The 13468-nt window shown below is 60.9% G+C and carries 10 protein-coding genes; 5 read left to right on the top strand and 5 right to left on the bottom strand.

Features of this window, described 5'->3' with window-relative positions:
- Positions 1-94 precede the first annotated feature (94 nt).
- The 3 genes from ACFMO5_RS02410 to ACFMO5_RS02400 form a co-directional block, all read right to left on the bottom strand.
- The gene (locus ACFMO5_RS02410; protein ID WP_376791181.1) at positions 95-1201 is read right to left on the bottom strand and encodes an ABC transporter ATP-binding protein; all 1107 of its coding nucleotides are present in this window, start codon (positions 1199-1201) and stop codon (positions 95-97) included.
- Positions 1198-1899, bottom strand: coding sequence for an ABC transporter permease (locus ACFMO5_RS02405; RefSeq protein WP_376791180.1), 702 nt, complete (start codon positions 1897-1899; stop codon positions 1198-1200). The genes ACFMO5_RS02410 and ACFMO5_RS02405 overlap by 4 nt, the downstream gene beginning before the upstream one ends.
- Before the next feature lie 211 nt (positions 1900-2110).
- Positions 2111-2953, bottom strand: a complete 843-nt coding sequence (locus ACFMO5_RS02400; RefSeq protein WP_376791179.1) for a substrate-binding domain-containing protein — start codon at positions 2951-2953, stop codon at positions 2111-2113.
- Between the two features lie 620 nt (positions 2954-3573).
- Between ACFMO5_RS02400 and ACFMO5_RS02395 the strand changes: the two genes are divergently transcribed.
- From ACFMO5_RS02395 to ACFMO5_RS02375, 5 genes are all read left to right on the top strand, one after another.
- Complete coding sequence (locus ACFMO5_RS02395) at positions 3574-5721, top strand: alpha-amylase/4-alpha-glucanotransferase domain-containing protein (RefSeq protein ID WP_376791178.1); 2148 nt, start codon at positions 3574-3576, stop codon at positions 5719-5721.
- Between the two features lie 497 nt (positions 5722-6218).
- Positions 6219-7163, top strand: coding sequence for a phosphate/phosphite/phosphonate ABC transporter substrate-binding protein (locus tag ACFMO5_RS02390; protein ID WP_376791177.1), 945 nt, complete (start codon positions 6219-6221; stop codon positions 7161-7163).
- 96 nt (positions 7164-7259) lie between these two features.
- Positions 7260-8048: a phosphonate ABC transporter ATP-binding protein gene (locus tag ACFMO5_RS02385; protein WP_376791176.1), complete on the top strand. Its 789-nt coding sequence runs from the start codon at positions 7260-7262 to the stop codon at positions 8046-8048.
- Between the two features lies 1 nt (position 8049).
- Positions 8050-8862 (top strand): phosphonate ABC transporter, permease protein PhnE, encoded by an 813-nt coding sequence (phnE, locus tag ACFMO5_RS02380; protein ID WP_376791175.1) that lies wholly within the window; start codon positions 8050-8052, stop codon positions 8860-8862.
- Between the two features lie 621 nt (positions 8863-9483).
- Positions 9484-9888: a hypothetical protein gene (locus tag ACFMO5_RS02375; RefSeq protein WP_376791174.1), complete on the top strand. Its 405-nt coding sequence runs from the start codon at positions 9484-9486 to the stop codon at positions 9886-9888.
- Positions 9889-11279: 1391 nt separating this feature from the next.
- Here the strand turns inward: ACFMO5_RS02375 and ACFMO5_RS02370 are convergent.
- Together ACFMO5_RS02370 and ACFMO5_RS02365 are read right to left on the bottom strand one after the other, a co-directional pair.
- Complete coding sequence (locus ACFMO5_RS02370) at positions 11280-12275, bottom strand: ABC transporter permease (protein ID WP_376791173.1); 996 nt, start codon at positions 12273-12275, stop codon at positions 11280-11282.
- Positions 12268-13353, bottom strand: a complete 1086-nt coding sequence (locus ACFMO5_RS02365) for an ABC transporter permease (RefSeq protein ID WP_376791172.1) — start codon at positions 13351-13353, stop codon at positions 12268-12270. The genes ACFMO5_RS02370 and ACFMO5_RS02365 overlap by 8 nt, the downstream gene beginning before the upstream one ends.
- Between the last annotated feature and the right edge of the window lie 115 nt (positions 13354-13468).

The raw sequence follows: 13468 nt of genomic DNA, 5'->3' as shown, positions 1-13468 counted from the left end.
GGGCCGCCGAAGGCCGCCCACACCCCACGAAGAAAAAATCATCATGGCCGAATGGAGCGACCACCGGCGGAGTCGACGAAGATTACATCTGGCATCAAATGCCTCGCCCAGCCGGCCGCCCTCGTAGAAGGAGGTGTGCTGCCGTGGCTTTGAAGGCGACAGCCACCTCCTGGCCGCTGGTTAGGCCCAGTTCCTGGAGAGAGCGAGGGGTGATGGCCGCTACCAAATGGAACCCGCAATCCACGGTCACATGGTACAGGCGTCCCCGGGGCTCCACTCGCACCACCCGCCCATAGAAGCGGTTGCGGGCGCTGGTCGCTGTAAGGGGCTGATCGGCCGGAGAAAGGGTCACGTCCTCGGGACGCAGGCAGACCCATACCGCTTGGCCCACCGGGGCCTCCTCGGCGACCTCCAGCCGTTGGGAGCCGACTTCCACTACGACCCCCCCGTCGCTCCAGGCCACGACCTGCCCGGATACCAGGTTCTCTACGCCTACGAAAGCCGCCACCTCCTCGTCGGCCGGGGCTCCGAAGACCTGTTCGGGGGTGCCCACCTGCCGCACCCGCCCCTGGAGGAGCACCGCGATTCGGTCCCCCAACTGCAGCGCCTCATCCTGGTCATGGGTGACGAAGAGGGTAGTGGTACGGCTTTGTCGTAGAAGGTCCCTGAGATCCGCCAGGAGCGCGGCCCGTGTGGGAGCATCCAGGCTGCTGAAAGGCTCATCCAGGAGGAGCACCTCCGGCCGGAGAGCCAGGGCCCGCGCCAAGCAAACCCGCTGGGCTTCGCCCCCCGAGAGGGTCCGTGCGGATCGGTGGGCCAGGTGAGCCACCCCCAGCCGTTCCAAAGCTTCCAGGGCGCGGGTTTCGGCCTCTTGCCGCGGCAGACGACGTATACGTAGCCCGATGAGGACATTGGCGAGCACCGAGAGGTCCAGGAGAACTGGCTCCTGGAGAACCAGGGCAAGGCGCCGGCGGTAGGAGACCTGGTGTGGGTTCACGGTCTGACCGCGGAGGAGGATCTTTCCTCGCGCCAGCGGCACAAGGCCGGCCACCGCATAGAGGAGGGTGGTCTTGCCGGCCCCGTTGGGCCCAATGATCGCCAGAATCTCCCCTTCATAGAGATCCAGAGCCGACACCTCTAAGGCCACACGATCACCGTAGCGCACCTGGAGATCTCGAATGGAGAGGAGCACCTTGTTCACCGTTTGTCCCTCTCACTCTGTTGGAGCCAGGTAGCCCCCAGGGTGATAGAGAAAGAAAGGAAAAGCAAGATGAGGCCCAGGGCCATTGCCCGATCGAAGTTCCCCTTGCTCATTTCCAGAACAGCGGCAGTGGTCAGGACGCGGGTCTGGCCGGCGATGTTGCCACCTACCATTATGGACGCGCCCACTTCTGAAATGGCTCCGCCGAATCCCGCCATGGCAGCCACTAAGAGGGACCGGCGCGCCTCCCACCACATGATGAGGGCCACCTGTCCCCGTGAGGCTCCCAGCCCCAGAAGTTGCAAGCGCAGACGAGGATCCAGTTGCTGGATGGCGGCGATGCTCACCCCTGTGATGATCGGGGTGGCGATGATCGCCTGGGCGATGACCATGGCGGCGGGGGTGTAGATGAGCCCCAACTGGCCGAAAGGGCCGCTCCGCCAGAGCATCAGGGCCACGAAGAGCCCCACCACGACCGGCGGGAGCCCCATTCCCGTGTTGACCAGGCTCACCAGCAGACGGCGACCCGGGAAGCGGGCCTGGGCCAGATAGGTCCCCAAGGGGACGCCCACTACGAGGGCCGCCAGGGTTGCCACGCCCGACACCTGTAGCGTCCGCAGGGTGATCTCCACCACGGTCGCATCCAGATGTACCAAGAGCCAGATGGCCTGTCGCAGTCCTTCTAGAAGGGTATCCACGTCCTGCCTCGCCTTGATGAAGTTGCACTTGCCCCCAAAGCATTTTTTCTCCTCCCTCCCCACGGCCCCTCGGGCCGTGGGGAAGGGGGGATCCAGGGGGGTGGAGCCTCCCGCTTCCCTCACGGCGTATCCTCAGCGTGGCATGTGCAGATGAATTTGAGGGTCTCTCTTCAGACGTCGATGGGGGCGGGGGCTCAACAGACAACCTTCTCTATGGTTCTGGTTTCCCTGCATCCGGGAAGAAGAGGGGCTGACCGAAGCGATCCTTGCCGAACTCCCCGATGATCTTCTGGGCCTCCGGTGAAGTGAGGTAGTCCGCAAAAGCCGTAGCCCCCTCGTAGTTCACACCGGGATGCTTCTTCGGGTTGATGACCATAACATGGTAAACATTGTAGAGAACTTCATCCCCCTCCAGCAACAGGATCAGATCCAGACGATCCCGCATGGCCAGGTAGGTGGCTCGATCCGTCAGGGTGTATGCGGCCTTCTCCGAGGCGATCTTGAGCGTCGCTCCCATCCCCTGGCCGGACTCCTGGTACCAGGCACCCTGGGGCGTTATGCCAGCCTCCTTCCAGAGGGCCAGCTCCATTTGGTGGGTGCCGGAGTCGTCGCCCCGCGAGATGAAGAGGGCCTGGGCCTGGGCAATTTTCCGCAGGGCCTCGGTGGCCTTCACCATCCCTCGAATGCCCGCCGGGTCGGCCTTTGGTCCGACGATGATGAAATCGTTATGCATGACGAGGCGCCGGTCCGCAACATCGCCGGAGGCCACCAATTGCATCTCCGCGTCGGGTGCGTGCGTCAGGAGCACATCGGCATCGCCCCGTGCGCCCATAGCGAGCGCCGCCCCGGTGCCCACAGCGATCACCTTCACCCTGTAGCCGGTCTTGGCCTCAAAGTCTGGGATCAGAACGTCCAGGAGGCCCGAATCCTGGGCGCTGGTCGTGGTCGCGAGGATGATCTCCGGGTTGGCCGGAAGGGGAGCCGTCGGGGATCTTGCCACGGGCGCGCAGGCCGTCAACACAACCAGAAGCCAGAGAGGGTGTAAATGTTTCATACGATCCTCCTTCGACCTGCTAGGGCAGCTGCCTGCCCTTCGACGATGGTCCTGGGGGGTTAGGGAAGACCATCAAAGACGAGCCCTAAAGCGCCTCACTACCACATTTGCACCTTCTTCCCGCAGCCCTTTGGGCTGCGGGAAGAAGGAAGGAGCTACCCGCTCCTTCCACTGCGTATCCCCATAAATCAAATAGTAAAGCGCTATAGGTTTTCGTGCTCCTTCCAGATTTCTTCTGGGGGGGCGAGCCGGGCGCCGAAGACGTCCGGTTCGCCCCCGGATCAAGGGGGCGAGGCCGTCGGTCCGCACCATCCCATCTCCTCAAAAAACAAAAATGGACGAAGCATGAGCGGATTGGAGATGTTTGGGCTCATCGATTTCCAGTGGATGCGGCTGCCCAAGCAGCCCGCCGGGTGAGGGTTGAACCACTACCTGGCGGATGCTCTACCCCCCAGTTTGAGCGTGACCCTCATGGCATATCATAGACCCCAAGATGTTTTTCGGGATGGGCCAACGACGGAAGGTCATCCTCTGGATTCCTCTCCATTGACAAGTTCGCTTTTTTCCTCTAATCTTCACGGGTAAAGCGCTTTATCTATCACCAGTCAGAGAGGAAACCAATGGGGAAGATTTATCTGGCGCTGGCGTTTCACAACCATCAGCCGGTTGGGAACTTCGATTGGGTCTTTGAGGAGGCTTATCGTCGGGCCTACGAGCCTATGATCGCCGCCTTAGAGCGTCATCCAGGGGTCCGGGTGGCCTTGCATTACACAGGGCCGCTCAGGGACTGGCTGCAGACCCATCGACCGGACTTCTTCCCGCGGGTCCGCCGCCTGGTGGAACGGGGCCAGGTGGAGATTATGGCCGGAGCCTACTATGAGCCGATCCTGGCCATCATCCCGGATGAGGACAAAGAAGGCCAGATTCGCAAACATATGGAATCCGTGCGGGCAGATTTCGGAGCGGAGCCGACGGGCTTCTGGCTAGCGGAGCGGGTCTGGGAGCCTCATCTGCCCATCTCGCTGGCCCGCGCCGGCCTCCAGTACACCATTGTGGATGATACCCACTTCAAGTGGGTCGGACTGACCGATGAAGATCTCTTCGGTTATTATGTGACGGAGGAGTTGGGCTATCCCCTGAAGATCTTCGGGACCTCCAAACATCTGCGCTATACGATCCCCTGGGCGTCCGTTCAAGAAGTGATCGATTGGTTGCGGGAACATGCCGAGCGGTCCTTGCCTCCTGGCACCCCACCCCGGGTGGCCGTGATGGGGGACGATGGGGAGAAGTTCGGCCTGTGGCCGGGCACGGATATCCATTGCTGGGATCGGGGATGGATTGAGATGTTCTTCACCGCCATCGAGGAGAACGCCGACTGGCTCATCTCCATCCCGCCCGGCGAGTATGCGGCGCGCTTCCCACCCCTCGGCCGGATCTACCTTCCCACCGCTTCCTATGATGAGATGAGCGAATGGGCCCTGCCGCCGGAGGTCTCCGCTGAGCTTACGGATCTTAAGCATCAACTGCAGGCCGAAGGTCGCACGGATCTTCTCCGGTTCATCCGGGGAGGGTTCTGGCGGGTTTTCCTGGCCAAATATCCAGAGGTCAACCAGATGCACAAGAAGATGCTCTGGGTCAGCCGTAAGGCCTGGGCCCTTCCGGATCCCGAACGCCGTGCGGAGGCTTTAGACCACGTGTGGGCTGGTCAGTGCAACTGCCCCTACTGGCATGGGGTGTTCGGCGGTGTGTATCTCTTCCATATCCGCGAGGCGAACTATCAGCACCTGATCACCGCCGAGGCCTTAGTGGATGAAAGCCGCTACGGGGAAGGGCCTTGGGCGTATGTAGAGCGCTTCGATTTCGATGCCGACACCCAGGAGGAGATCGTGATCGGGACGCCGGATCAGTGGCTCCTGATCAGCCCCTATTTGGGCGGTCAGATCCTGGAATGGGACCGCCGGGATGCCGCCCTGAACTTACTGAATGGGATGACCCGGCATCGGGAAGGTTATCATAAGGTGCTGCGAGAGGCCGCGGTCCGTGGGGAGATCGTGCGAACCGGTCAGGAGGGTCGCCTGGAGAGCATCCATACCCACCGGGTGCGGGTGAAAGAACTGGGCCTCGAAGAACGATTGATTGTGGACTGGTATCGTCGGACCGGATTGATCGATCACCTCATGGCTCCGGACACCCGGCTGGCAGCATTTTATCGAGCGCAATATGCAGAGTGGGGAGATTTCGTCAATCAACCCTACACTCTGTTTGCCATTCAAACGGATCCCCATCCCCAAGTAACCCTCCGCCGGGATGGCCATGTGTGGGATCCAGAGGGCCCGAAGCCCTTGCGTCTGGAAAAGCGCCTGGAGGTCTTCCCGGACCAGCCGATCCTGCGAGTTTCTTATTCCCTGACCCCTATGGGCCTCTCTTCGATCCACGCCCGGTTCGGCGTTGAAGTCAATTGGGGGATGTCCGGAGGCGACAGTGAGAAAGCCTACACGGTATGGCCGGATGGGGAATTACGTCCCTTCGCGACGATTGAGGAACTCCCCGAATCCGACGAGCTGGCCATCGTCCACGAATGGTGGGGACGGATCGTCATTCGCCTGAGCCGGCCGGCCGCCTGGTGGCAATTCCCGGTGGAGGCAATCTCAAACTCGGAGGCTGGCTTCGAGCGGGTATATGAAGGAACCAGCTTGACTGCCCACTGGCTCCTGCACCTGACTCCAGGGGAACGCTGGGAGACCACTATAGAGTTTGAGCTGGCCTGAGCCGAGGGCCCATCGGCTTTCTGTTCCGAAGGGCCTTCTCTCGGGTTCCATAACTAAAGTGAGGTCAGGGCATTCAGGCATCGAGAGCGATGGCCTCCAACAGGTGGGCGGTCCTTTGTGCTTAGGGCTTGGTCTCTGGGCTTTGGTCGGCGTGACGTGTTTCAAAGCCTGTGCGCAGATGGGAAGGGATCCTGATGCTCTCCTCCCTGTCGTTCTAAAGGACGGCGGGGAGGAGAGCCACCGGTTCCTCCACCGCGCATCTTCAGTATCCCCAAGCGGGGACCATAACGACTCAGCACCTGGGCGTCCAATCCTTTTGCCATCGAAAGAGGAACGAGCCGTTTGGGAAAGCCATTCCTGAGGGGGTTTTTGTGGTTAACCAAGGTTACTTCTTCTGAAAGATGCTACGAAAATTTCTTGATTAACCGTTTTCTATTGACACCTCCCGTTCAAGATCGCTACAGTGATCTATGCGAGATCTCCAGGGGAGGTGCCTGATGCGCTTTGCGCTTTCTCGGTTTACAATCATCGTGCTTTTGCTGGGGATCGGGGCTGCGTGCGCCCCGCGACAGGCATCACCGACGCGGTTGGTGATCGCGGTCCAACCGACCTTCGCGGTCTCGGAGATCCAGGAGAAGGCGCGGCCGCTGGAGCAATATCTGGAGCAGCGTCTGGGGCCGGGGGTGGATGTAGAGATTTACGTGCCTCTGAGCCAAGCGGGGGTAGTAGAAGCGTTGCGCTTCGGCCAGGCCCATGTAGCCTTCATGGGGCCTTTCGCTGGGCTGTTAGCGGCCGAACGGGCCAATGCCCAGGTGGTCCTGGCCGAGGTCCGGGAGGTGATCCACGGCGCTCAGAAGACCGAGGCCACTTATTATTACTCGTATTGGGTGGTCCCGAAGGACAGCCCGTATACTTCCCTTGCCGATTTGAAGGGCAAGCGGGCCTGCTTCCCCAGCCCGATCTCCACTTCCGGCTATATCGGGCCGATGGCCCGGTTGATTGAGCTGGGGCTGTTGCCTGAACCCCCCGCGCAGCAGGAGGTGGACCCGAAGGCGTTCTTCGGCCAGGTGCTTTTCGCCGGTGGCTACGGCCAGTGCTGGGAAGCCCTGAAGGCCGGTCAGGTCGATGTCACGGTGATCGCCGGCGATGTGCCGGAGAAACTGTATCAGGAGGTCATGGCTCACACCCGGATGCTGGAGCAGCAGGGACCTCTTCCCTCCCACGTGGTGGTGGTGAGCCAAGCCCTTCAGGAGCCCATGCGCTCGAAGGTGATCGAGGCCCTTATGGGGTTGAGCGGGCCGGAGCATCGGAGCCTGATGCGCCAGTTCATCTCCGGCCTCTTTGTGGGCTTCCAGCGAACGGATGCCCAGACGCATCTTGGAACCCTTCGGGAGTATATCCGGCGCACCCATATCGCTTTCTCCGAGCGGATCACGCCTTGAGGACTGATGAAGGGGACCACTGAGGGGGAGACCGACGTCTCCCCCTCAGTGGCGCAACCTCCAACGCGCTGCGAACTTCTCAGCGAGGGATTCCAAATGACACAACCTACGACGGTTCTGCGATCCGAGGAAGCGTTGGCTCTATCAACGCCCGCGGTGGCAGTTGAGGATCTCTGGTTCGCTTATCGGGAGGGGTCATGGATCCTGCGCGGGGTGAATCTTCGGGTTCCCTCAGGCGGCTGCTGGGCAATCATGGGTCCCTCCGGCGCCGGCAAGACCACCTTGATGCGGATCATGGCCGGGCTGCTTCCGTTCCAGCGCGGCCGGGTCGTCCTGATGGGGCAGCCGCTGGGGAGGCAGCAGGACTCGACGTTGCGTCGGATTGTGGGCTATATCCCGCAACAGCTCGGGCTGGTACGGGGTCTGACGGCGCTGGAGAACGTGCTCCTGGGATCTCTGGCCCGCCACGATGGGTGGGGGACGGCCCTGGGGTTCTTCCCTCGGGAGGAGATCGAGCGGGCCCATGCGCTGCTGGCGATGCTGGATCTGGCGGACAAAGCTCATGAGAAAGTGTTCCGCCTCAGCGGAGGGGAGCGCCAGCGCGTCGCCATCGCGCGGACCCTCATGCAGGATCCGCAGCTGATCCTGGCGGATGAGTTCGTCTCCGATCTGGATCTCCCTCGAGCCGCCCAGGTGCTGGATCTCGTTTGCCGCCTGGCCCGGGAGAGGGGGCTGACGGTGATCTTGAATCTCCATGAGCTCCAGCTGGTTCAGGAATTTGCAGATCATGTCGTGATCCTGAAGAATGGTCGGGTGGCCTTTGAGAGTCCGGCCATCGCTCTGACCTGGCCGTTGTTCCGGGAGATCATGGAGGGGAAGGGTTGAGATGAGTGCGAAGCATTTGAGCCTCCATCGGACGATGCGAAATCTGGAATGGCGTCGGTGGCGGGAGCTGGGGCTCAGCTTGGGAGCGCTGGCCCTGTTGGTCTGGCTGCTCCAGGGGATGGGATTTTTCGAAGCTGGGCGGCTGGTCCACGGGGCCTTTAATCTCGTTCGCTTCGCCCGCGAGATGTTCCCGCCGGATGTGGGGATCCTACCCACTATTGGGGGGGCCTTGATCGAGACGCTGCAAATGGCCTTCGCGGGGACCATGCTGGGCTTCCTCCTCTCTTTTCCGCTTGGGGTGCTCGGATCCCGCACGCTGTTCCCGGCAGGGGTCGTGGCGGTCGTTCGCTTTCTGATCGCGGCCATCCGGACGGTGCCTTCGTTGCTGTGGGCTGTGCTGATGGTCATCGTGGTCGGCCTGGGTCCCCTGGCGGGGACAATGGCCCTGGCGTTCTACACTGTGGGTTATCTGGCCAAGCTCTATGCGGAGCTCTTCGAGGGGATTGATCCGGAGATCCTCGAGGCCATGCGGGGCGTTGGGGCGAAGCGCCGCCATCTGATCCGCTTCGTCCTATGGCCCGAGAATGCGAACGCGATCCTCAGCCAGTTGCTCTTCATGCTGGAATATAACGTGCGGGCTTCCACGGTGCTCGGCTTGGTCGGGGCAGGGGGCATCGGGTTCTATATGCAGATCTACCTGAGCACGATGGCTTATTCCCGCCTGACCGCTGTGCTCCTCGCTGTGCTCCTCCTGGTGCTGGCTATGGATGCTGTGAGCGCCTGGGTTCGACGACGCTACTTGCTGCGTCCATAGGGAATGAACGAGGAGCCGCCTATTCCCCTCTTTTTTCTCTTGAAGGTTGGTAGTCACTCCTAGGGTGTGGGCCGCCTTCGGTGGCCCACACCCTAGGAAGAACCCTCCTTTCCCCCCTCCCCGCGTGGCCCCTTTGGATTTGTGACATTTGGAGCTCGCCACTACTGAAAGGGGTAACTACCTGAGGGTTTGAACTCGATCCGAGCTTCTTCGATCTTTATGCTGCTCCCCAAACGTTGCTTTTGCTCTCCTTCGTACTGCTGTATTGCCTTTTTGGGACCAAGGGAAATGCCTTCAGCCGCTTCCCATCAGCCTCAGAGCCCTTAGGACTTCCATCGTTTTCATCCCTCTTATTTGCTCACCTTCGCCATTGCCCGGAAATGATGCAATGCTTGCAATCCGATTTGACGCAATCTGCAATTGTGATATAATTTACCTGATCCTTTAAATAAACCGGCTGCCATTTAGGTAACCATGTCGATGGTTTGTTCCCTTCCGGGTTTTGGGGAGGCTGTGCTGGACCCTTTCGGTCCACGGCGTCGCTTCCCAGAACCACCGGGTGGTTAAAGATTTTGAGAGGAGTTTGTTTTCCTTCAATCTCGATTACAGGGGGTTTCTACCATGAAAGAGATCCTAGAAAGCCGTATCAGCCTGCTCCGATCCCAACTGGCTGACGTGGAGCAGCGCCGGGAGTACATCCAGGCCCAGTTGCGGTTGCTGGAGGACATCGCCGAGCTGATCGAGAAATATCCTACGTTAAGCGAAGGGCTCATCGGTCTGTTCCGACAAACCACCATGCCCCGCCGTCGTCGTACCCGGGAGCTGGTGAACAATATTGTGGAAGTGCTAAAAGGTGCTCCTCAGGGGATGGAGCTGGAGGAGATCCGCCGGGCGTTGATGGATCGAGGCCTTCAGGTCCCGGGGCGGGATCCGCAAATGCAACGGGCCCGGCTCACGCTGATCTTCCGCAAGAATCAGGATCTGTTCCAGCGGGTTCGTCGAGGAGTTTATCGCTTGAAGGTGTAATCCCATCCGGGGCAGGCCATCTTCAACGGCCTGCCCCGCTCTCCGAGGCCCCCGAATAGGAGTTGCGTAGTTCGGAGCCTATGGGAGGAGGCGGAAGGGCTCCATGCCCAAAGCCCTCATGAGGAAACCCGCCGTGTAACTCCTGCCGAGAAGAGCGTTCAGGGACCCTGGTGCATGCCGCAGGGGCTCGGCCGACGGTCTCCGCGCACTCCCAGTGGATCCAGAGCGAGGGCGCTGGTGGCTATTGAAACGCCATATAAAGCCCACCACGCTGAGGTCACTGCGCTCCTCTCCTTTTCCTTCTGACCCGGGCGATGAACAGCTGGACTTCCCCACACAACGCGCCTCGGAGAGGCTGACGCTCCACTCTCTCAAGAGGAAGCTCCGAGAGATCCGATGCGCGAGGCAAACGTTCCCCGGTGGTGAGGAGGAAGGCGACCCGATGCCATCACCGACTGATCACGGGACGAGGGACTGGCTGCAGCGGGCCTAACTGGAATAGATAATAAGGCTCCTTGGCTCGAGGGCGATCTGGTTCTTCCGGCAGCAGATCGCAACGCCGGATCAGCTCATGGCCCCTTAAGGGGGCATAGTAACGGATGGACGGCCGCTCGGGCCCGAAGGCGGCCGTGTGATAGAAGGCGATGAAGTCGACCAGAGGGGCCAGCGGTGGGGCATGACGCGGCGGAATGCGATGAGCTTGGGTTTGTTGGATCCACTGTCAGCCCCGCTGGTTACGCACCATGACTACTAAGGCCATCGCTTCCGGGAACAATTCCACGCCTGGATCTCTGAGGGGATGGATGCTTGCCGGATCATACGTCATGGCCCATACCCTTACGTCATTCTCTGGCCCATCCTCCCGTAAACCATATAAGGGTTACACTGTTGGTTTCCTCGTGGGGGTTTGAGGGCGGAGCTGGGCACCAAAGGCGCTCGGCCCCGTTCTCCAACCCCCACAGCCCTCAAGGAGTTTTCCGCCTCACTCCACCAGGTGGTCTCCTCGAAGGGTGTGACTGATCCGATGGCCTTGGGAATGTGGACACCCCGGCCTTCTTGTAGGTACCCTGATCTCATCCTGTGGCCACACCTTACCGAAATTCCCTGTGGAAAAATCACCCCCACGCGTTGGGGTGACCACCCGCTATGATGGACTGTTGTGGTCCCCATTCGCACTGGAATGGGCTGCTTTATTCTCCCTACATGATGATAGACCGTCGGAGAGGATCGCAGCGGTCGAGCAGTGGGGTGAGGATAGGCGTAAAGGGAGGGGAGGCAGCTCGCCTCCCTTTTGGGGGGTGAGTCGGGTGCTGAAGGCACTCAACTCACCCCCCAATCCCCCAAGGAGCCAAAACTGAAAATCGGATGTGGATGAAGCAGCAGTCACCCTGTTATGATTCCTCTTCAAAGACCATTCCCAACGCCGCGGGCGGCGAGACCTGGAGGCCGCGGAGGATCCGGAGGGCAAGACGACGGCTGGATTCCGGAAGGCGCGATAACGCCGTGTGGACCCATTCGGTGTTGCCCAGATTGGTCAGCAAGAGCGCGAAGATCATGAGGGGGAACGGCGCCACATTGAGAACCTGGGAGGGGATCCCCGGCAGGCTGGGCTGAAGAACCAGGCTAACCCATTGAAGCCAGGCGAACAGCAGCGCCCCGAAGGCTCCGCGCACCGGATGCCAGCCCCCAAAGATCGTAATGGCCAGCACAATCCATCCGATCCCATCGATCCCGGAGATCGGCCCCTGCCATCCCCCTTTCAGATCCAGGGTGTAGGCGGCCCCGGCAAACCCCACCAGGGCCCCACCTAGCACGGCGTATCCATATCGAATCCGTGTAACAGGGATTCCCCGCACGAACGCTGCCGGGGGGCGCTCGCCTACGCAGCGGAGCACCAGGCCCGGCCGCGTTTGGAAAATCCAGATCCAGGCCAACACGACAGTGAGCAAGGCGATGTAAACGATGGGGCTTTGCTGGAACAGTAGGGGTCCCAGAATTGGGAGATCCTTAAGGAAAGGGATCGGAAGCGCTCCGACGCGTGGGCCCGGGACGCCCATGAACGGATTCCCCAGAAAATAGGCCAGATCCCGACCCAGCAAAGCCAGCACCAGCCCCACGGCGACCTGGGATTGACGCAGGGTGAGGCTGGCGAAGGCGACCACTAAGGCCATCAGCGCGCCGATGATGGCGCCTGCGAAGAACCCCAGTTCCAGGCTGCCCGTTTGCACCGCAACTGCGAAGCCGGCCATCGCGGCCAACAACATCGCCCCGTTGACCGAAAGATTCACCACCCCAGCTCGCTCCGAGAAGGTCTCACCGATCACGGCGATCAGGAGCGGGGCAGAAGCAGTCAGAACTCCTGCCAGACCGAAGATCCACTCAGGCATCATCTCCGGACTCCATGGTTGCTTTGGGTCGCCAGCGGGCTCGCACCCCCTGCATCAGCAGCACGAAAAGGACCAGGGCGCCTTGCATCACCCCAGAGAGGGTGGAGTCAAGCTTCAGCGTGATCGGAAGCTGGATGCTGCCGATGTTCAGGGCGGCGAAGAAGAAAGCAATAGGCACAGACCAGGAAACGCGGTAATTGGCCAGCATAGCCACCAGCAGCCCCAGGTAACCATAACCGCTGGAGATCGGCGGGATCAGGCGATGATAGACGGCGGTGACCTGAACCGCGCCGGCCAGCCCGGCCATTGCCCCGCATCCCAGTAAAGCCAGGAACAAATAACGGGCCGTTGGCACCCCCAGCAGGTGTGCCGCGCGGATATTCTTCCCGATCGCTTTCAGTCGGAGCCCGAAGTACGTGTTGCGCAACAGCACATAGACCAGAGCGATGCTCAGGAGAGCCAACATCAGAGCCCATGGGCTTAACCGGAGTCCTGGGAACACTGGCAACCAGAGGCGCTCTGGGAAAGGCTCGGTTCCGCTCATGGAACCGATCCCCGGCCGCTTCCAGGGGCCGAAGATCAACCATAGGATCAGCGTGGTCGCGACGAAATTCAATCCCAGGCCGCCGAAGATCTCATGAACCCCCCCATAGATTTTCAACAGGCCCACCAGCCCGGCCCACGCTGCCCCTCCAGCTATCCCGGCCGCCATTGCCAGAATGATCACGAGGGGAGCTGGGAGGCCTGTCTCTTGCAGCGCGCGCATGATCCCGGTCGCCACAACGGCCCCTAGCATGATCTGGCCTTCTACGCCGATGTTCCACAACCCGGCCGTGAAGGTCAGCAACAGGCCGGAGGTTACCAACATCAAAGGCACCCAGGCCACGAGGATATCTGTGGCGCGCTTCAGGGAGCCAAAGGCCCCCTCCAGAACCTGACGGTAGGCCTCGATGGGGGGAGCGCCGGCTATTAACAATACAATCGTGGTGAACAACAAGGCCATCAGAACCGAGAGTCCTTGAAGGCCAAATTCCATCCATCGGGAAGGACGGGTGTGAGGGAGCAGGATCTCTTTCATGGCGCTCACTTGCTCCGTTCAAAATATCCAACTCCGCGATCGCATCCCATTACACTCTTGGGATGAGGAGGAGGAAGCAAGTCCCCTCGTGGGGTGGGGGCTGCCGAAGGCAGCC

It is taken from the genome of Thermoflexus sp. (genome assembly GCF_042408365.1).
In the GTDB taxonomy this organism is placed as follows: Bacteria; Chloroflexota; Anaerolineae; order Thermoflexales; family Thermoflexaceae; genus Thermoflexus.
The sequence above is the reverse complement of the archived record's forward strand: the minus strand, read 5'-3'. Positions and strand labels throughout refer to the sequence as shown.